General features: G+C 69.4%; 8 protein-coding genes. 3 read left to right on the forward strand and 5 right to left on the reverse strand.

Annotated features, from left to right (window positions below):
• The first annotated feature begins 95 nt into the window (after positions 1 to 95).
• The 3 genes from GPX89_RS20490 to GPX89_RS20500 all read left to right on the forward strand — a co-directional run bounded on the left by GPX89_RS20490 (position 96) and on the right by GPX89_RS20500 (position 8872).
• The gene (locus tag GPX89_RS20490) at positions 96 to 5939 is read left to right on the forward strand and encodes a WD40 domain-containing protein (RefSeq protein ID WP_328602089.1); all 5844 of its coding nucleotides are present in this window, start codon (positions 96 to 98) and stop codon (positions 5937 to 5939) included.
• Between the two features lie 189 nt (positions 5940 to 6128).
• Positions 6129 to 7559, forward strand: a complete 1431-nt coding sequence (locus tag GPX89_RS20495) for an FAD-binding oxidoreductase (RefSeq protein ID WP_328602229.1) — start codon at positions 6129 to 6131, stop codon at positions 7557 to 7559.
• Entirely contained in the window at positions 7556 to 8872 is a 1317-nt protein-coding gene (locus GPX89_RS20500) for a class I SAM-dependent methyltransferase (protein WP_157389291.1), read from the forward strand. The genes GPX89_RS20495 and GPX89_RS20500 overlap by 4 nt, the downstream gene beginning before the upstream one ends.
• Before the next feature lie 66 nt (positions 8873 to 8938).
• Here GPX89_RS20500 and GPX89_RS20505 read toward each other — a convergent pair whose 3' ends face one another.
• The 5 genes from GPX89_RS20505 to GPX89_RS20525 all read right to left on the reverse strand — a co-directional run bounded on the left by GPX89_RS20505 (position 8939) and on the right by GPX89_RS20525 (position 20703).
• Complete coding sequence (locus GPX89_RS20505; protein WP_407939474.1) at positions 8939 to 10357, reverse strand: alpha/beta hydrolase; 1419 nt, start codon at positions 10355 to 10357, stop codon at positions 8939 to 8941.
• 139 nt (positions 10358 to 10496) lie between these two features.
• On the reverse strand, positions 10497 to 14015 hold the full coding sequence (locus tag GPX89_RS20510; RefSeq protein ID WP_235947715.1) for a serine/threonine-protein kinase: 3519 nt from the start codon (positions 14013 to 14015) through the stop codon (positions 10497 to 10499).
• Positions 14016 to 14364: 349 nt separating this feature from the next.
• Positions 14365 to 16518: a 3-hydroxyacyl-CoA dehydrogenase NAD-binding domain-containing protein gene (locus GPX89_RS20515; protein ID WP_157389293.1), complete on the reverse strand. Its 2154-nt coding sequence runs from the start codon at positions 16516 to 16518 to the stop codon at positions 14365 to 14367.
• A gap of 112 nt (positions 16519 to 16630) precedes the next feature.
• Positions 16631 to 17842, reverse strand: a complete 1212-nt coding sequence (locus GPX89_RS20520) for an acetyl-CoA C-acetyltransferase (RefSeq protein ID WP_157389294.1) — start codon at positions 17840 to 17842, stop codon at positions 16631 to 16633.
• 257 nt (positions 17843 to 18099) lie between these two features.
• Positions 18100 to 20703 carry a DNA polymerase III subunit gamma and tau gene (locus GPX89_RS20525; protein ID WP_328602090.1) on the reverse strand — a complete coding sequence of 868 codons (2604 nt, stop codon included), beginning with the start codon at positions 20701 to 20703 and terminating at the stop codon, positions 18100 to 18102.
• Positions 20704 to 20887 lie beyond the last annotated feature (184 nt).

Genomic DNA, 20887 nt, shown 5'->3' on the forward strand with positions numbered 1-20887 from the left:
AGGGCGAGTTGCGCGGCGTTCACTTGAGCCGACCCAGCTTCTCGAGCATTGAAAAATGATCGCAGGCCGAGACCGGGCGCGGGATACTGGACGGCGTGACGCTTTGGGGGCGGTCGCGGATGCTCTTCACGAGCTACTCCCCGGCCGATGAGCGGTGGGCGATCTGGCTGGCCTGGCAATTGGAGCATGGCGAGGCGCGGTATCGAACCGTGCTGTCGTCGTGGGATTTCGATCCCGCCACGAATTACGGCGACTTCGTACAGCGCGGGGTGCGGGAGTCGGATCTGGTCGTCGCGGTGCTCACGCAGAACTATGTGTCCTCGCGGCACGCGAATCGGGAGTGGCAGGCGGCGCTCGACGTGGATCCGGCGAAGCTGCTGGCGGTCCGGGTCAGCGCGTGTCCACTGGAGTGGTTGCCGTCGGGGGTCGGGTGCCTGGATCTGCTGGGGATCGACGACGCGGGCGAGATGCGGCGGCTGGTGCTGGACCGCGTGGAGCGGATGCTGTCGGAGCGGTGGACGCCGCGGCGGGCGGACCCGCGGGCGGACGACCTCTGGTCTTCGACCGGGGATTCCCCGGCGGTGCGCCGCCGCCCGCTGTCGGCACCGGACTTTCCCGGCGACGCGATGGCGAACCGCGCACAGGCCGGGCTGTCGATCCTGCACGTTTCCGGACCGCGGTTCGGGCGCGGGCTGCCGGCCACGGATATCCCCACCGATCCGGAGGGCCTGCAGTCCCACATCTGGGGCGCGGTGACCGAACTGGTCGATCGGCAGGCCCCGCCACCGGAGTTGATCGTGGTGTCCGGCGATCTCACCGAGTCCGCCCATCCGACCGAGATCCGCAAGGCCACTTCGTTTCTCACCGGGCTGCGGGTGCTGCTCAAGCTGGAGCCCGACCGGCTGGTCATCGTGCCGGGCAATCACGACATCTCCAAGCTGGCCTGCGCGGCCCACTTCCTCGAATGCGAGGCCAACGACCGTCTGCCCCGCGCGCCGTACTTCGCGAAGCTGCGCTTGTTCGAGCAGATGTTCAACACCCTCTATCGCGGGCTCGACCACCTCCTGTTCGACGTGGGCCAGCCCTGGACGCTGTTCCCCATCCCCGAATTACGGCTGGTGGTCGCGGGTTTGAACTCGACCATGGCCGCCACCCATCGCACCGAGGACGACTACGGCTGGGTGGGCACCGAGCAGAAGGACTGGTTCGCCGAGCAGCTGCGCGGCTACGAGGCCCGCGGCTGGTTCCGCCTCGGCGTCCTCCGCCACGATCCCGCACCCGGCCCGGGCACCTCCCCTTACGACCCGGGCGTGCTGCGCGACGCCGAGCGCACCTTCCGGCGGCTGGGCCCGCGGCTGAACCTGCTGCTGCGCGGCCCCGGCCGGGCGGGCCGGTCGCTCGCGCATCCGGGCGGCACCCTGCCCGTCCTGGCCGCGCCCGCGCCGGGGCAGGCCGAACTCCTCCACATCACCGCCACCGGACTGACCCGCTATCGCCCCGACGACTCGGCCGAAGCACCGATCCCGCAGCCGCTCGCCTGGACCAATTCGGTAGCCGCCCTGGAACGCCGGGCCGCCGCGCCGGAACTCCAGGCGCCGCCTGTCCCCACCCCGCGTCCCGCCCTCGAAGCGGGCACGACGTCGCGGCCGCACGATCTGCTGCTGGAGCAGGTCGCCGAGGTCTGCGAGGTCCGCTTCCCCGGCGCGCGCATCCGCCGCATCGCCTCCGACCCGCCGTACCTGCTGGTCACCGTGAAATCCGATCCGGTGATCGAGCAACTGATCATCGGTGCGCACGTGGGCGAGGTGACAGCGCAGGTCCTCGACGAATTCCTCGGCCCCGAACCGAAACCCGGCTCCCAGCTCATCTACCTGGGCCCCGCGCCCGGCCGCGAACTGCGTGACCGCGCCGCCGCCGAGGGCGTCCGCATCCGCAGCTTCGCCGACTTCCAGGGCCTCGCGGATCTGGGCGACTATGTGCGCAAACAGTCGGCCCGCCTGCGCGACGATCCCGCGTACGCGGCCGAACTGTATGTGCCGCAACGCTTCCGCATGCTCGCCCCGCGCGGGCGCGAGGTGCAGAACGATCTGCTCGCCGAGCTCATGAGCCTGGTGACCGCCGAGGACGGCCGATTCGTCCTGCTGCTCGGCGATTTCGGACTGGGCAAGACCTTCGCGCTGCGCGAGCTGACCCGCCGCCTCACCGACACCGCCACCGATTTCGTCCCCATCCTCATCGAGCTGCGAAACCTGGACCGCACCAGCTCCCTCGACACCCTGCTGGCCGCGCACCTGGCCAACAACGGCGAATCCCGCATCGACCTGCGCGCGCTGCGCTACATGCTCGAACAGGGCCGGGTGGTGCTGCTGTTCGACGGCTTCGACGAACTGCTGACCCGCCTCAACTACGACACCGCCGCCGAGCACATGGCGACCCTGCTGCAGGCCGCGCGCGGCCGGGCCAAGGTGGTGGTCGCGGGCCGCACCCAGCACTTCAAGTCCTACGACCAGATCGCGACGGCGCTGGAGACGCAGGAGGATCCGCATCCGGATCGCTACATCCTCGGCGTCGAGAACTTCACCCACGAACAGGTGCACGCCTTCCTGGTGAACCGCTACGGCACCACCGGGCCCTCGGCGGACGCCCGCATGCGGCTGCTGCGCGGCATCCCCGATCTGCTGGAACTGGCCCGCAATCCGCGCATGCTGAGCTTCATCGCCGATCTGGACGAGCACCGGCTGCGCACCGCGGCGGGCGCGCAGCAGATCATCGGCCCGACCCGGCTCTACCGGGAGATCCTCACCGCCTGGCTGACCTTCGAGGTGGAACGCTCGCCCGAGCGCGCGGGCACCCACCCCACGCTGCGCATCGACGAACTGTGGCTGGCCGTCACGTATTTCGCGCTGCGGGTCTGGGAGACCGGCCGTCCCTACCTGAGCCTGACCGAGCTGACCGAGGTCGCGCACGCGGCCGTCGAACGCATCGACGCGACCCGGCTCAATGTCGCGCAGTTCGTGCACACCCTCGGTTCCCGCAGCCTCATCGTGCGCGGCGAGGACAACCAGTTCGGGTTCATCCACTCCTCGGTGCGGGATTGGCTGGTGGCCGAGCACATCGCCCGGCAGCTGGGTGCGGACATCGCCGCCCCGGCGGCGCTGACCCAGGCCCAGCTGGAACCGCTGGCCGTCGAATTCCTGTGCGACCTGGCCGATGTCGAGCGCCTGCGCGCCTGGGTCGGACGCACCCAGGCGGATCCGGCCGCGCACGAGATCACCCGCACCAATGCCGCCCGCCTCGCGGCCCGGCTGCGCATCTCCCCGCACGAGGACCTGCGCGGCCTGGACCTGTCCCGGGAGGACCTGTCCTTCCGCAATCTGCAGCGTCTCGACTTCACCGGCGCGAACATGACCGAAACCCGGCTCTCGGGCGCGGTATTGGACAATGCGATCCTGCGCGGCGTGCGGCTGGTGGATGCTCAGCTCGACCAGGCTTCACTGGTCGGCGCGGATCTTCGGGGAGCGGATATGACCGGGGTTCAGTTGGTCAGCGCGAATCTCCAGAACGCCGACCTGCGCGGGGCTCGGCTACAGCGTGCGCAACTGGACCAGGCCAACCTGGTCCATGCCAACCTGGGCCGCGCCGACCTGACCGCGGCCCGCCTGGCCCGCACCGATCTGACCGGAGCGCGCGGGGAGGGCAGTCGCTGGTCCCGGGCGGCCCTGCTCGACGTGGTCGGCACCCCGATCGGCACCGACCTGGCCGGATCGGGCCGGGTGCCCGGCACCCCGCCACTGACCGAATTCGCCCCGGCCGCAATCGGTGTCAAACACGGCGTCGACACCCAGAGCGGTCGGCTGCCCCGGGCGCTGGCCTTCAGCCCCGACGGCGGCACCGTCGCGGTCGGCTGCGATTCGGGCAGCGTGGTGATCTACGGGGCGGACACCGGACGCACCCTGCGCACCCTGCACGGGCACCGCGCCCGCACCTTCGCCGTCGCCTACACCGAGAAGGTGCTCGTCACCGGCTCCGCCGACGGCACCGTCCGCATCTGGGACGCCGCCAGCGGCGCGGTCCGAAAGATCCTGTCCGGCCACCGGAACTGGCCGTGGCCGCTCGAAACCGATACCGCCGGAACGCTGCTCGCGACCGGTGACGCCGCGGGCACGCTGCGGTTGTGGTTGCTCCCCGACGGCGAGCCGCTGCACGAATTCCCCGCGCCCGGCGGTGTGCCGCGACGCGTCTACTGCGTCGCGTTCCACCGGGACCGGGTGGCCGCCGCGTATCACGATGGCACCGTGCGCATCTGGCAGACGACCACCGGAGCCGAGATCGGCGGCTTCCGGGGCGCGGACGGTCCGGTCCGCCGCATCTGCTGGAATCCGATGGGCGCGCTGCTGGCGGCCGGGGGCGCGGACGGCAGGCTGGGCCTGTGGGATCCGGCCACCGGGGAGCTGGTCCACGACCTGCCCGGCCACCGCGACATCGTGTACACCGTGGCGTTCCATCCGGTCGAGCCGATCCTGGCCAGTGGCGACCTCTGCGGTGCGATCCGGCTGTGGGACACCGGCACCGGCACGCTGCTGCACAGCCGCGACGAGCACGGTAGCGCGCGCATCCACTGGCTCGACTTCGATCCCTCCGGCGACATGCTGGCCACCGGCGACACCGCGGGCGCGGTGTACGTGCGCGACGGCCGCACCGGCGCCCCGCTGCACAAGCTCACCGGCCACACCGGATCCATCTGGCCCTTCGCCTTCCGGCCCGACGGCACCCAGCTGGCCGTGGCGGACGACCAATTCGCGCTGCGCATCTGGGATCCCGCCACCGGCGCGAGCCTGCACGCGCTCAACGGCCACGGCCGCCACGTGCGCGCGGTCTCCTTCAATGCCGACGGCACGCTGCTGGCCGGATGCGGCAACGACGGCAGCGTCCGGCTGTGGGACGCCGCGACGGGACGCCTCGCCCAACGCCTGCAGGGCAGCCCGGACGGACTCATCACCCTCGAATCGGGCGCGTTCAGCCCGGTCGATCCCGCCCAGCTGGTGACCGTGGGCAATGCCGGGCGGCTGCGGGTCTTCGATATCGAGGCCGCCACCGCCGAACGCGACATCACCGTCGACTCCGCCCCGGTCTGGGCCATCGCCTACGACCCGACCGCCCGCTTCATCGCCACCGCCAACGACGACGACACCGTCACGCTCTGGACCCGGGAGACCGGCGGCGAGCACGCGGTCTGCGCCGAGCACCGGGGGCGGGTGCGGTCCATCGCCTTCGATATCGACGGGATCCGCATGGCGACGGGCTGCGACGACGGCCATATCCGGGTCTGGGAGGTGGAGTCGGGCGAGCTGATCGCGACGCTCTCCGATCCGGAGCCCTCCGGGCGCACGGGCGGGCATCGGGTGTACGGGGTGGCCTTCCACGGCGATCGGCTGGCCGGCATCTCCTGGGACGGCACCGTCCGGATCTGGAGTCCGGCGGGCGGTCCGCCGCTGCACCGGCTGGATCTGCATCGTGGCCGGCTCTGGTGCGCGGCCGTGGATCCGGTCTCGGGCACGCTGGCCACCGCGGGCGACGATCTGGTGATCCACCTGTGGGACATCGCCTCCGGCCGGCATCTGCACACCCTGCACGGGCATCGAAACCGGGTGCGCTCCTTGGCTTTCGCCCCCTCCGGCCGACTGCTGGCCAGCGGCGGCAACGACGGTTCGATCATGCTGTGGTCGCTCGGGGCGCACGGTTCCGCGCCGGAATCGCGGGCCACCATGCTCGGGTTGCCCGAGGGCTGGGTGACCTTCACCCCGGACGGCCGCTACAAGACCGAGGGCCTGACCGCCGGGCAGTTCTGGCACGTGATCGGCATGTGCCGCTTCGAGCCGGGCGAATTGGACCCCTACCTGCCCCAAATCTGCCAGGTCGAGCTGGACGAGCCGCTGTGATGGTCTTCGGCACAGCGTAATTCAATCGTTAGCGGGAGTAAGAATCATCACGACGCCTTGGGGAATACACTCGCTGGAAGGCTGGTAAGGCCTACCGACACGCATGCAAACTATGCGTGAAAACCCGCCCCGCCGGTGCTCCCCTGCTGGCCGTACCGGTCGGTGCACGCTAGGTTTCCGAGGGTGGCAGTGAGTCTGTTGGGGAAGGCCGGCCGCGCACCGGCCGCACAGGAATCAGGTTTCGCCGCGCATCAGGCTGGAGTGAATCGCCTGCTGGCGTCCTACCGGGCGATCCCGCCCGATGCGAACGTGCGCCTGGCCAAGAAGACGTCCAACCTCTTCCGGGCCCGGGCGCGCACCAACGCGCCGGGACTGGACGTGTCCGGATTGACGCAGGTCATCGCGGTCGATCCGGAGGCCCGCACCGCCGACGTGGCGGGCATGACCACCTACGAGGACCTGGTCGCCACCACCCTGCGCTACGGACTCGCCCCGCTCGTGGTGCCGCAGCTGAAGACCATCACCCTGGGCGGGGCGGTCACCGGGCTGGGCATCGAGTCCACCTCCTTCCGCAACGGGCTGCCGCACGAATCGGTGCTGGAGATCGACGTGCTCACCGGGGCCGGGGACATCGTCACCGCGACCCGCGACGGCGAGCATTCCGATCTTTTCCGCGGCTTCCCCAATTCGTACGGCACGCTCGGTTATTCGACGCGGCTCGAGATCGAGCTGGAAAAAGTCGAGCCCTATGTCGCGCTGCGGCACATCAGGTTTCACGACCTGCGGGAACTGGAAGCCGCCATGGTCGCGATCATCGCGGACCGCGCCTGGGACGGCGAGCGGGTCGACTACCTCGACGGCGTGGTCTTCACCGCCGACGAGAGCTACCTGACGGTGGGCCGCCAGACCGACGAACCCGGCCCGGTCAGCGACTACACCGATATGGACATCTACTACCGGTCCATCCAGCACGATGCGAAGCAGCCCAAGCGGGATCGGCTGACCATCCACGACTACCTGTGGCGCTGGGACACCGACTGGTTCTGGTGCTCACGGGCTTTCGGCGCGCAGAACCCGACGATCCGGCGTTTCTGGCCCAAGCAGTACCGGCGCTCGAGCTTCTACTGGAAGCTCATCGCGCTGGACCACAAGTACGCGATCGGCGACAAGATCGAGGCGCGGCACGGGAATCCGCCGCGCGAGCGGGTGGTGCAGGACATCGAGGTGCCCGTCGAGCGCACCGCGGACTTCGTGGAGTGGTTCCTGCGCGAGATCCCGATCGAGCCGATCTGGCTGTGCCCCTTGCGGTTGCGCGATGCGGAGGGTGAACGGCCCTGGCCGCTGTATCCGCTGGAGCCCGGCCGCACCTACGTCAATGTCGGCTTCTGGTCGGCGGTGCCGACCGTCCCCGGGCAGCCCGAGGGCGCGGCCAACCGCGCGATCGAGCACAAAGTCTCCGAACTGGACGGTCATAAATCCCTGTATTCGGACGCCTACTACGACCAGGATGAGTTCGCCGCGCTCTACTACGGCGGCGGCACCTACTCCTCCCTCAAGAAACGCTACGACCCGGATTCTCGTCTACTGGATCTGTATTCGAAGGCGGTGCAACGCAAATGACCACGTTCAAGGACCGTTCCGACGTATTCGCCGAGCTCGGAACCAAACTCAGCATTGCCGAGATCTTCGAGACTCTGCTCGACGGCCCCGTGCCCATCAGGCTGACCTGCTACGACGGCAGCAGCGCCGGGCCGCAGGACTCGGAGTTCGGGCTCGAGATCAAGACACCGCGCGGGGTCAACTACATCGCCACCGCGCCCGGCGATCTCGGCATGGCCCGCGCCTACATCGCCGGTGACCTGGAGGCCACCGGCGTGCACCCCGGCGACCCCTACGAGCTGCTGAAGGCCATGGGCGGGTTGAAGTTCCGCCGTCCCACCGCCCTGCAGCTGGTCGTCATCGCCCGCTCGCTGGGCTGGGAGCTGCTCAAGCCGATCGCCCCGCCGCCGCAGGAGACCCTGCCGCGCTGGCGGCGCATCGCCCTGGAAGGGCTGCGGCACAGCAAGACTCGCGACGCCGAGGCCATCCACCACCACTACGACGTCTCCAACACGTTCTACGAGTACGTGCTGGGCCCGTCCATGACCTACACCTGCGCGGCCTACGAGGACCCGGCCTGGACCCTCGAGCAGGCGCAGGAGAACAAGTACCGCCTGGTCTTCGAGAAGCTGAACCTGAAGGCGGGCGACCGGCTGCTCGACATCGGCTGCGGCTGGGGCGGCATGGTGCGCTACGCCGCCAAGCGCGGGGTCAAGGTCATCGGCGCGACCCTGTCGGCCGAGCAGGCCGAGTGGGCGCAGGCCAAGATCGCCGAGGAGGGCCTGTCCGACCTCGCCGAGGTGCGGCACTCCGACTACCGCGACGTGCGCGAGGGCGACTTCGACGCGGTGTCCTCCATCGGGCTCACCGAGCACATCGGAGTGCACAACTACCCGGCCTACTTCGAATTCATCAAGTCGAAGCTGAGGGTCGGCGGGCTGTTCCTGAACCACTCCATCACCCGGCCCGACAACACCCGCATCACCAAGGCGGGCGACTTCATCGACCGCTATGTCTTCCCCGACGGCGAGCTCGCGGGCTCGGGCCGCATCATCACCGAGGTCCAGAACGTGGGCCTCGAGGTGCTGCACGAGGAGAACCTGCGTCAGCACTACGCGCTCACGCTGGCCGAGTGGTGCGACAACCTGGTGAAGAACTGGGACGACGCGGTCGCCGAGGTCGGCGAGGGCACGGCCAAGGTGTGGGGTCTGTACATGGCGGGCTGTCAGCTGGGCTTCGAGAAGAACGTCGTTCAGCTGCACCAGGTTCTGGGCGTCAAGCTCGGGGCCGACCAGGCGTGGACGGTGCCGCTGCGCCCGTGGTGGAAGGCATAACTCCCAGGGGCTCTCAGGGGTGAACCGAAGCGGGCGTGCGGACATGTTCCGCACGCCCGCTTCGGTTCACGACGAGATACCCGCCACCGGGATACCCAGGCGCGCGGTCATCCACGGGAATGACGAGGTGAACGCCGCCGCCGCGAACTGCCAGGTGTGCCCGCCCTCGGTGGTGTGCACCGTGCAGTTGATGTTCACCTTCTGCCCCTGGCTGCACAGCTCCTCGGCCGCGCCGACCTCGCCGGTGTCGAACACGCCGTCCTTGCCGCCCATGCCGACCTTGCTCTCGTCGACCTGTTGCTGCTGCCGCATGTAAGCCTGCACCCGGGGGTCGGAGGCCATCTTCTTCTGCGACGCGGGCGGCGTCAGATCGTCGAACAGGCCGACGGTGTCGGGGTACGCGCCGTGCTTGCGCATCACCGTGACGGGATCGAAGGCCGCCCAGGCGTTCTCGTCGCCGCCGAAGAGCCGCTTGATCGACTGCTCCTTGTTGCCCGCCGCCGGACCCAGATCGCCCGCGATGTCCACGAAGGTGCCGAACTGCTCCGGATGCATGACCGCCAGGTCGACCGCGCAGGTGCCGCCCATGGACCAGCCGACGATGCCCCACTTCGCCGGGTCCGCGGACGCGTCGAAGGTCGATTCCACATAGGCGGGCACGTCCTTGGTGAGGTGGTCCGCCGCGTCGCCGCGGGGGCCGTTCACGCACTCGGTGTCGTTGTTGAAGGCGCCGCCGGAGTCCACGAAGACCAGAATCGGCGTCAGGCCGTTGTTGGACTTCGCGAAATCGTCCACGCTCTGCATGATCTGACCGCTGTTCACCCAGTCCTTGGGTGTGTTGAACTCACCGCCGATCATCATGACCACCGGCAGGGTGGGCGGCTTGTCGCCCTGGAACCAGGCGGGCGGCAGGTACACGTATTCGGTGCGGTGCTTGAAGTGGCTGCCCGACTCCGGAATGTCCACCGGCACGATCCGGCCGGTGCCCACATCCGTGTTCCGCAGCGACGCCAGCGATTCCAGATCGGTCTGATGCGGCAGCGGCTCGGCGGTCAGGGCGGCCCAGGCCGCGTTCGCGGTCGGGTAGTAGCCCACCCACTGGTTCAGGACGACGCCGACGTTCAGCAGCGTGGCGGGGATCGCCAGAAAGGCCACGATCCGCTGCCACCAGCTGCCGCTGCGAATGCCGACCACGGCGGCCCCGAGCGCCGCGCCCGCCAACCCGACCGCGATCCACAGCAGCTTCGGCGCCGGATCCGAGGCCAGACCCTCGTCATTGGTGTACGTCCACGAGGCCCACACCACCGCGAGCGCGAACACGGCGACGATCGGCATGATCCACAACCACCAGCGGCGGGTGAACCGCGCCAGCGCGACGATGAGCAGGAAGACCGCCACGAAGGTGATCACCTGGGGCAGCCAGCCGTGCAACAGCGAAACCCCGTGGTGGAAGCCCGGATATCCGACCTGGGTGTGGGTGGGCATCTGGGGTGCGGGCGGCACGGCGGGTGGCGATTGCAGCATCGGCGTTACGGGCACGTCGCGATTGTGTATGGCGTTCCTCGAGAAACGCTGTGAATACCCTCCGCGAACTCTGCCGAGCCCTGGCCCAGCGAGCCCCGCGCTACAGCAGCGAGTCCAGGAAGCGGCGCGGTACCTCCGGCCCTTCCCCGTCACCGCTACCCAACGGCATCTCGTGGCGCAGCGTGCGCAATATATTGAGCACCCCGGGCCCCGCGTCCAGCAACGGCCGCGGCCAACCCAATTCGGCGCAGCGGATCACCACCGGCGTGAGCACCGCGATGGACTCGCCGAGCCAGCCGGAGGCCGAGAGGCATTCGGCCAGCAGCAGGGCCGAGTCGAGTTCGGCCCGGGGGCGATGCTGTTCCCGGATGCGCGAGTGCAGGGCGCGGGCGCGCTTGACCGCGGTGTCGTCGGTGCCGAGCGGAGCCAGATCGTCGGTCGCCCGGTCCTCGCCGCGATAGTGCCGGGCCAGCAGCGCGCGAACGGTCGCGATCTCCTCGGCCTCGGCGGCCAGGGCGGCCGCACCCGTCGCGTGACGCAGAGAACGGACCATCGGGTCGGTGACCAGTCCGGCGGTCAGCGGATCGGCGGGCAGCCCCAGCCGCATGCGCTCGGCGCGGACATGGGCGGCCAACCGCGTGAGCTTGCGTTCGGCGGCGATGCGCGCGCCCTCGTCCAGGCGGGCCGTGGCGGTTTCCAGATCGCCGCGCACCGCCTTGACCCGGGCGCCGCTCACGAAGATGGTGACCAGGAAATCGACCGGACCCACCCGGGCGGTGAGCTCGTGACTCTGATCCAGCAGCCGCTCGGCGCTGTCCAGATCACCACGGCGGTAGGCCACCTCGCCCAGCAGCGCGGCCGCCACCCGCACCGAATGCGAGCGCGAACCCGCGCGATCCCGGGCGGTCTGCCACGCCTGCTCGAAACAGCGGGTGGCCGCCTCGATATCGAGCTGCTCATACGCCGCGTCGCCCTGCGCGCACAGGCCGAACACCTCGCCCAGCGGGTCGGCCGAGCGCGCGTGATACGGCGCGGCCCACTCCTGCATACCGCGCGCGCCCTCGAAGTCGAAGTCGCACAGGCGCACGAAAGAAGCCAGGTTCGCGGCCGTGGACACCGTCCACGGTGGGAGTTCGTCGGCCAGCTTCAGACATTCGGCGATCTTGTCGAGCACCCCGTCGGTGCGGTCGCGCGCCACCTGATCGGCCGCCGCCAGCACCGCGGCCTGGCAGCGCTGATGCACCGCCTCGGTGTCGTCGGTCCCGCTGCGCGCCAGCATGTTCGACAGCCGGCCCAGCGCGGTGCGCGCGGCGCCCGACTGCTGCAGGTTCACATTGGCGCGGGCCAGCGCCATCAGCAGCTTCGAGCGCGAGGCCACCTGCTGCACCGGCAGTTTCGACACCGTCCCGAACAGGGTCGCCAGCCGGGAACTGTCGATCAGGTCCATCCCGCCCTTCTCGACCAGGTCCAGCGCGTAGTTCAGGTCGGTGGCGGCCAGTGCGTGATCCACCGACTGGCGGATCAGATTGTGCGCGGCGAACCAGCGGGAAGCCTTGCCGTGCAATTTCTTCAACGCTCCCGGATGGGTTCGATCCAGGCGGGCGCGCAGCTGCTCGGCCATGATCGGCTGCATGCGGTACCAGGTCGGATCCTCGGCGACCCGATGCACGAACAACTCTCGCCGTTCGGCCTGGTCCAGCAGCTCGGCCGCGTCCTTCGCACCGGTCAACGCCTCGGCGAGGGAGGCGTTCACCCGCTCGGGAACCGAGATGGCGCTGAGGAATTCGAGCATGCGCGGCTCGATGGTGTCGAACACGTTCTCGGTGAGGTATTCGCGAATCGCCTTGTTGTCACCGGAAAGCCCGGCGATGAGCCGATCCACGTCGTGCTCCGCCGAGCGCAACGAGAGTCCGGCCAGCTGGATCGCCGCGGGCCAGCCGTCGGTGGCGGTGTGAATCTGCTCGACCTGGCGGTCGCTCAATTCCAGCCCCATGCGCGTGACCAGGATCTGACGGGTCTCGTCCTGGGTCAGCCGCAGCTCCTGACAACCGATCTCCACCAGTTCGTCGGCGACCTGCATCCGGCTCAACGGGAGTCCGGCCCGCTCGCGGCTGGTGATCACGAAACGCAGATGGTGCGAACAGTTGTCGAGCAGCGACTCCATGGCTCGCTGCGCGCCGGCGTCGGTGATGCGATGCCAGCCGTCCACCACCACGACCACGGGACTGTCGCTCGCGGCCACCTCGTCGATGAGCGCCGACACCGCGTATGGCACCGCCTCGGCGGGCCGCTCCTCCAGCAGCTGCTCGAGCCCCGCGCCGATCTCCGGACGCACCTTGCGGATCGCGGCGATGACGTGGGCCAGCAGCCACACCTCGTTGTCGTCGTCGCGGTCGATGCCGATCCAGGCCACCGTCACCCCGCGGTCGGTGAGCTCGGCGCACCACTGCGCGGCCAGCGTGGACTTGCCGAATCCGGCCGGGCCGTGGATCACCGCCAACCGGCGACGACCGCCCGCGCGCAGCTCCTCCATCAGCCGGGGGCGCGGAATCGGTTCGCGCGCCGGGGACGGCGGCAGGAATTTCGTCGCGGCCGTGGGCGGCAGCGTGTTTCCGGTGGACGTGAACCGGGCGCTCGGGGAGCCCGGGGGCCGCAGGGTCAGCGACGGACTGCGCGGCGCGGTCACCACCGTGTGCGTCCGCTGGCGCGTATACGCCTGCGTCGCTTCGGAATCCGAGCCGTCGCCCGTTCCTTCCTCGCCCTCGAGCAGCGCCATCTCGTCGGGCACCTGCCCGTTCTCGCCCTGCACCGTCCGCAGCAGGTCACCGAATTCCACCGCGGTGCCCGGCCGATCACCCGGATTCGGCGACATGGCGGCCTCGATGGCCGCGGCCACGTTCGGGGGGATCTCCAGCTCTCGCAGATCCGGAACCGGCTGGCTGGTGATGCGCAGGAATTGCGCGATGACTTTCTCCCCCGCCTGCCGCTCGTACGCGGCGTGACCGGTCAGCAGGGCGAACAGGGTGGAGCCGAGGCCGTAGACGTCGGAGGCCACCGTCGGCTCATCGCCCTTGAGCACCTCCGGGGCCGTGAAGGCGGGCGAGCCGGTGATCAAGCTCGTCGAGGTGCGGAAACCGCCTGGGATGCGGGCGATTCCGAAATCGGTGAGCTGCGGTTCCCCATAGCGGCTCAACAGCACATTGGCCGGTTTCACATCCCGGTGCAGTACTTCGGCGCGGTGCGCGGTCTCGATGGCCCCGGCCAGCTTCACCCCGACGCGCAGCGAGTCGATCCACGACAGCGGCCCGCTGTCGCGCACCACCTGCTCGAGCGATCCCCTTGTCGCATAGGGCATCACGATGTACGGCAGCCCGCTGGGCGTCACGTCCACCTGCAGGATGTCGACGATATTCGGGTGCCCCGAGAGCCGGCCCATGGCGTGTTCCTCGCGCAGGAAGCGCTCCAGCCCATCGTCGTCGATCTCGGTGGACAGCACCTTGACCGCCACCACCCGATCCAGGGATCGCTGGGCACAGCGGTACACCACCCCGAAACCGCCCCGCCCGATCTCCTCCGCGTCGAACAGCCCCATGGCCTCGAGCTCATCGGTGATCGTCATGGGAAGGTAGGCCTGCGTGGAGTTTTCGGGAGGGGTCTGTTCATTCCGGGGGTCCCCCGGACGCGCCTGTGGATTCATCGCGACCACCTCGAACTACCACTGCTCCCCCGCCTCCCCGCGACTTCAGCGGACAAGCGAGAGCCGTTGCCGGTTTCGTACCCGTTCGACGGTCGGGTACCGAACCGATTTTAGACGTACCCGACGAGTTACCCGGGTCGCAACGAGATCACTTGTCCCGTTGGGCTACGTTTCATTCCCTTCATATCTGGTAAATCGCCGAGACCCGGGTCGCGTATTTCGCGACCCGGGTCTCGGGTTCTACCGACTCAGCGGGGCAACCGCTTCAGCCTTACTTGCGCAGCGAAGCCGGAACCTCGAAGCGGTTGCCGAACTTGGCGGCCAGCTCGTCGGCGCGGGCCACGAAGGCCTCCTGGCCGCCCGGGTAGCCCACGATGAACTGGTGGGTGCCACCGGTCCAGGCCGGGAAGCCGATGCCGAAGATCGAGCCGATGTTGGCGTCGGCGGTCGAGGTCAGCACGTTCTCGTCGAAGCACTTCTGGGTCTCGATGGCCTCGGCGAACAGCATGCGGTCCTTGAGATCCTGCAGCGTGACGCCCGCGGGAAGAGCGGTCGAGGTGCCGAAGGTAGAACGCAGCTCCGACCACAGGCCGGTGGCCTTGCCGTCGACGTAGTCGTAGAAGCCCGCGCCGCCGGCCTTGCCCTTGCGGTCGAACTCGCCCACCATCTTGTCGAGGATCTTCGCGGTCGCGCCCGAGGCGGCGTCGATCTCGCCACCGGCGGCCACGATGGCCTCGGCGGTCTCCTTGTAGATCTTCTGCATGGTGGTGAAGTTCAGCTCGTCCGACAGCTTCAGCGGCGCCGCCGGGTAGCCCGCCTGCAGACCGGCCTGCTCGATGGTCTGCGGGTCGACGCCCTCACCGAGCATCATGATGGCCTCGTTGATGAACTTGCCGATCACGCGCGAGGTGTAGAAGCCGCGCGAGTCGTTCACCACGATCGGGGTCTTGCGGATGGCGAGGGTGTAGTCGTACACCCGGGCCAGCGCCTCGTCGGAGGTCTTCTCGCCCTTGATGATCTCGACCAGCGGCATCTTGTCGACCGGGGAGAAGAAGTGGATGCCGATGAAGTCCTCGGCCCGCTTCACGCCATTGGCCAGCAGGGTGATGGGCAGGGTCGAGGTGTTGGAGCCGAGCAGCGCGTCGGCGTCCACGATGTCCTCGATCTCGCCGAAGACCTTCGCCTTGAGCTCCGGGTTCTCGAACACGGCCTCGATGACGAAGTCCACACCCGCGAAGTCGGCCGCGTCGGCGGTCGGCTTGATGCGGTCGAGCAGGGTCTTGGACTTCTCCTCGGTGGTCTTGCCGCGGGAGAGCGCCTTCTCCTCGAGCTTGACCGAGTAGTCCTTGCCCTTGTTGGCGGCCTCGATGGTGACGTCCTTGAGGACGACGTCGATGCCGGCCTTGGCGGTGACGTACGCGATGCCCGCGCCCATCATGCCCGCGCCGATCACGCCGACCTTCTTGATCTCACGCTTCGGCACGTCCTTGGGACGCGAACCGCCGTTGTTGATGTGCTGCAGGTCGAAGAAGAACGCCTGGATCATGTTCTTCGCGACCGGGCCGGTCAGCAGCGAGACGAAGTAGCGCGACTCGATGAGCGAGGCGTTGTCGAAGTCGACCTGCGCGCCCTCGACCGCGGCGGCCATGATGGCCTGCGGCGCCGGCATGTTCTGGCCCTTGAGCTGCTTGCGCAGGTTGGCCGGGAAGGCCGGGAGGTTCGCGGCCAGCGCGGGGCTGGACGGGGTGCCGCCCGGGATCTTGTAGCCCTTGACGTCCCACGGCTGCACGCCGCCCTCGGGGTTGGCCTTGATCCACGCCTTGGCGGCCGGGACCAGCTCCTCGACGGTGGCGACGGTCTCGTGGATGAGACCGGTGGCCTTGGCCTTCTGCGCGTTGAACTTGGTGCCCTGCAGCAGGACACCCATCAGGCCGTTGGCGATGCCGAGCATGCGGGTGATGCGGGTGACGCCGCCACCGGCCGGGAGCAGGCCGAGGGAGACCTCGGGCAGGCCCAGCTGCACGGCCTTGATGTCGGCCGCGATGCGGTGGTGGGTGGCCAGGGCGATCTCCAGGCCGCCGCCCAGGGCCGCACCGTTGATGGCCGAAACCACCGGCTTGCCAAGGGTTTCCAGACGACGCAGGTCGTCCTTGATGAAGGTCAGCTCTTCCATGATGGCCGCGGCGTCCGCCGGGGTGGTCTGCATCATGTTCTTGAGGTCACCGCCGGCGAAGAAGGTCTTCTTCGCGGAGGTGATGACGACACCGGTGATGTCGTCCTTCTCGGCGACCAGGCGGTCCACGGTGGCCCGCATGGAGTCCTTGTAGAGCTGGTTCATGGTGTTGGCGCCCTGGTTCGGGTCGTCCATGGTCAGCACGACGATGCCGTCGGCGTCCTTTTCCCAGCCGATCATGTTCTCGGTCATAATGTTTGGTCTCTCCCTTGAGAAAAGTCTCTGTCGAATTCGGCGCGAGCGGGGCCCTGCGTGGTTACGCAGGCTGCCGCCTCCGGGCCCCGACGCTCGCGCCGGCTGGGCGTCAGACGCGCTCGATGATGGTGGCGACACCCATGCCGCCGCCGATGCACAGGGTGATGAGCGCGTAGCGCGCGTTGCGACGGTGCAGCTCGTCGACCATGGTGCCGGTGATCATGGCGCCGGTGGCGCCCAGCGGGTGGCCCATGGCGATGGCGCCGCCGTTGACGTTGAGCTTCTCGTCCGGGATCTGCAGATCCTTCTGGAACTTCAGCACGACGGAGGCGAAGGCCTCGTTGATCTCGTAGAGGTCGATGTCCTCACGCTTCAGACCGGCCTTGGCCAGCGCCTTCTCGGCGGCCGGGGTCGGACCGGTGAGCATGATGGTGGCGTCGGCGCCGGAGGTGGCGGTGGCGACGATGCGGGCGCGCGGGGTCAGACCCGACGCGGCGCCGGCCTCTTCGGAGCCGACCAGCACCATGGCGGCGCCGTCGACGATGCCGGAGGAGTTACCGCCGGTGTGGACGTGGTCGATGGCCTCGACGAAGTGGTAGCGCTGCAGGGCGACGGCGTCGAAGCCACCCATGTCGCCGATGCCGGCGAAGGCGGACTTCAGCTTGCCCAGGTCGGCGGCGGTGGTGCCGCGGCGCATGTGCTCATCGTTGTCCAGGACGGTCAGGCCGTTGATGTCCTTGACCGGGACGACCGAGCGGGAGAAGTAGCCGTTGTCCCAGGCCTTGGCGGACAGCTCCTGCGAGCGGACGGCGTAGGCGTCCACGTCGTCGCGGGTGAAGCCCTCGATGGTCGCGATGAGGTCGGCCGAGATGCCCTGCGGGACAATGTAGGCGTCGTAGCTGGTCTTCGGGTCCATGAACATGGCGCCGCCGTCGGAGCCCATCGGCACGCGGGACATGGACTCCACGCCACCGGCGAGAACCAGGTCGTCGAAGCCGGAGCGGACCTTCTGGGCGGCCAGGTTGACGGCCTCGAGGCCGGAGGCGCAGAAGCGGTTGAGCTGGAAGCCGCCGACGGTGTCGGGCAGGCCCGCGGTCAGCACGGTGGTGCGGGCGATGTCCGCGCCCTGGTCACCGACCGGCGAGACGACACCCAGGATGATGTCCGAGATGCGGTCCTCGTCCAGGTTGGGGAAGCGGTTCCGCAGCTCCTGGACCAGACCGGTGGTCAGGTCGATCGGCTTGACCGAGTGCAGCGCCCCGCCACGGTTCTTGCCGCGCGGGGTGCGGATGGCCTCGTAAATGTAGGCCTCTGTGGTCATATCGGAGTTTTCCTCTCTTGGGTGCGCCGTCACCGCGTTGTGCGGGCAGTGCCATGGCCTTCAACTTCGCCGACCGGCCTCACGACCGACCGCCTGACGGTGTACAAACACCGTCCCGAGCAGGTTTGTTGACGCTCCAGTAACCCGTACGCCTGGGCATACCTTAGAACCTCGCGAAACCGATACTCACGGCCACCCGATCATAGTACCGAACTATGCGAACTCCGGTTAACTTAATCTGCCGCCCGGGCGAACTGTCAACCCTCGAGAGGTGTGGCGCCCAACTCCGACCGCAGTAGCGCAAGCGCCACCTCATCCGGGTCGCGGCGCTCTTCCGGAGGCACCGGCTTGGCCGACTCCTCCAGCATCTCGCGCTCCTCCTCCGGCGTAGTAGCAGGTGGGACGCCGTCATAACCTACCGACGAGTAGTCCCCCGGCCCCGGATCATCCGGAAGGTCCGGCCCGTCAGGCAGCGGAATATCGTCCTCCGGCGGCGCGAAACGAGCACTGTTCGGTTCGGCCCGATCCCCGCCCGGCGGCGTCGGCGCGGCGGGCGGCGCGGTGACCGGGGCCGCCGGCGCGGCCGGGCTCCCCCACCCACTCGCCGCCGCGGGCTCGGCCACGGGCGCCACGGCGGCCTTGGCCTGACTCGGCCGGGAGAACGTCTGCGCGGTCTTCTTCGGCGCGGCGGCGGGCGCGCTCGCCGGACCCGCCGGTCCCCGGCCCGCTGCGGCCGAGGCCGCCGACCCGCCCGATCCGGCTCCCCCGACTTCCCACTTCACCCCGTGCTCGCGACCCAGCACCGCCTTGACCGCCGACTGCACCGCCTCCAGGTACTGCGGCTGCGACAGTCGCTGCGCCAACGGCGCGTGCTGATGCGCGAACACGATCGTCTCACCCTCGACCCGAGCCACACTCGCCCCGGACAACAGCGCGTGCACCGCCGCCCCGAACTCCCGCACCTTGGCGCGAATATCGGCCCACGCCGCCTCGATCTCCGCCAGCACCGTGTCACCGACGGGTGCGGCGGCCTCGGCGGCCGGTTCCGGAGCAGCTGCCGGAATGGGCTCCGGCACAGCTGACGCAACAGGTTCCGACACAAGTGCCGCGACAGATTCCGACCCAGGTGCCGCGACGGGCTCCGGCGCAAGTGTCGGGAGAGCCTCAGCCATGGGGGTTGTCATGGGCACCGGCGCGGGTGCCGCAACCGGCTCCGGGGCGGGTGCCGCCACGGGCTCGGGGGCGGGCTCCGAGACGGGGGCGGGAGCTGCGGCGACCGCCTCGGACGGCGCGGAAACCGGCTGCGCCGCAACAGGTTCGGACGGCTCCGGAACCGGAGCGGGAGCCACCGGCTCGGCGGCAGGGGCGGCGGCTTCCGGAGCGGGCGCCGACTCCGGAGCCGCCGGAGCAGTCGAAATCTGTTGCGCCGCCGCCCGTTCCGCCGGGTGCGGCGCGGTCACGGGCTCCGCGGCGACCGGCGGAGCGGCGACTGCGGGCGGGGCGGCGGCCGGAGCGGGTTCCGTTGCGGCGGGAGTCGCCGGGCCACCGGACTTTTCGGCGCGCATCGCGGCGAGAGCGGCGGCACCGCGGCGGCCCTGGGGCGCGGCGGCGGCCGCGGTGGCGGCCGGTGTCGCGGGGGCCGTCTGCTGCGGCGCCGACGCCGCCGACTGCGGTGCCGCCTGGGGCTGGGCGGCGGGCATTGCGCCGCTTGCCATTCGGCGTTCCAGCTGTTCGAGGCGCTGGAGGGTGGCGGTTTCGGCGCCGGAGGCGGCCGGGAGGAGCATGCGGGCGGCGATGACCTCGAGCAGGAGACGGGGGTTGGTCGCGCCGCGCATGTCGCCGAGGCCCTCGTGCAGGAGTTCGGCGTGGCGGGAGAGGGTGGCGGGGCCGAGGCGGTCGGCCTGGGAGCGCATGCGGTCGATGACGTCGCCGGGGCCGGTGACCAGATTGCGGTCGGTGGCGTCGGGGACGGCGCGCAGCAGGATGAGGTCACGAAGACGTTCGAGGAGGTCGGTGGCGAAGCGGCGGGGGTCGTGGCCCGCCTCGACCACGCGGTCGATGGTGCCGAACAGGGCCGCACCGTCGGAGACCGCGAGCGCCTCGATCGCGTCGTCGATGAGGGCGACGTCGGTGACGCCGAGCAGGGAGACCGCGCGGGGGTAGGTGACACCCTCGGGGCCCGCGCCCGCGAGCAGCTGGTCGAGCACGCTGAGACTGTCGCGCGGGGAACCGCCGCCGGCGCGAATCACCAAGGGGTACACCGACTCTTCGACCTGCACGCCCTCTTGGTCGCAGATCTTGCCCAGCAGCCCGCGCATGGTGGCGGGCGGGAGCAGCCGGAAGGGGTAGTGGTGGGTGCGCGAGCGGATGGTGGGCAGCACCTTGTCCGGCTCGGTGGTGGCGAAGACGAAGATCAGGTGGGCGGGCGGCTCCTCGACGATCTTGAGCAGCGCGTTGAAGCCCGCGGTGGTGACCATGTGCGCCTCGTCGACGATGAAGACGCGGTACCGGGATTCGGCCGGGGCGTAGAAGGCGCGGTCGCGCAGTTCGCGGGTGTCGTCCACACCACCGTGGCTGGCGGCGTCGAGCTCGATGACATCGAGGTTGCCGGACCCGCCCGGACCCAGCGCGACGCAGGACGAGCAGACCCCGCACGGCTTCGAGGTCGGCCCCTGCACACAGTTCAGCGAGCGCGCCAGAATGCGCGCGGAGGAGGTCTTGCCACATCCGCGCGGTCCCGAGAACAGGTACGCATGACTGATCCGCCCGGTGTCGAGCGCCGTACTCAGGGGATCGGTGACGTGCTCCTGCCCCACCACTTCAGCGAACGTTGCCGGTCGGTACTTCCGGTACAGAGCCACGGGGAGAGGTTACCGGCCCCTACCGACACGGAGCGATTCGCTGCCGAGCCCACTCGACTGTGATGCAAATCACATGCATTCTCGCGGGTGGTAGATACCGACCGGACTGGACCCGGAATCCTGCCGAAGTTCCCAGCAAATTCTCAGCGCGTTTTTAGACAGGAATTGCCGGACACCGCTTACC

Origin of the sequence: Nocardia terrae, assembly GCF_009760405.1 — a bacterium.
Classification (GTDB): Bacteria; Actinomycetota; Actinomycetes; order Mycobacteriales; family Mycobacteriaceae; genus Nocardia; species Nocardia terrae.

Bases quoted from the DNA above. Each gene is read 5' to 3' on its own strand.
- GPX89_RS20500 (WP_157389291.1), top strand. From the start codon at position 7,556: ATGACCACGTTCAAGGACCGTTCCGACGTATTCGCCGAGCTCGGAACC.
- GPX89_RS20505 (WP_407939474.1), bottom strand. From the start codon at position 10,357: ATGCCCACCCACACCCAGGTCGGATATCCGGGCTTCCACCACGGGGTT.
- GPX89_RS20520 (WP_157389294.1), bottom strand. From the start codon at position 17,842: ATGACCACAGAGGCCTACATTTACGAGGCCATCCGCACCCCGCGCGGC.
- GPX89_RS20510 (WP_235947715.1), bottom strand. From the start codon at position 14,015: ATGACGATCACCGATGAGCTCGAGGCCATGGGGCTGTTCGACGCGGAG.
- GPX89_RS20515 (WP_157389293.1), bottom strand. From the start codon at position 16,518: ATGACCGAGAACATGATCGGCTGGGAAAAGGACGCCGACGGCATCGTC.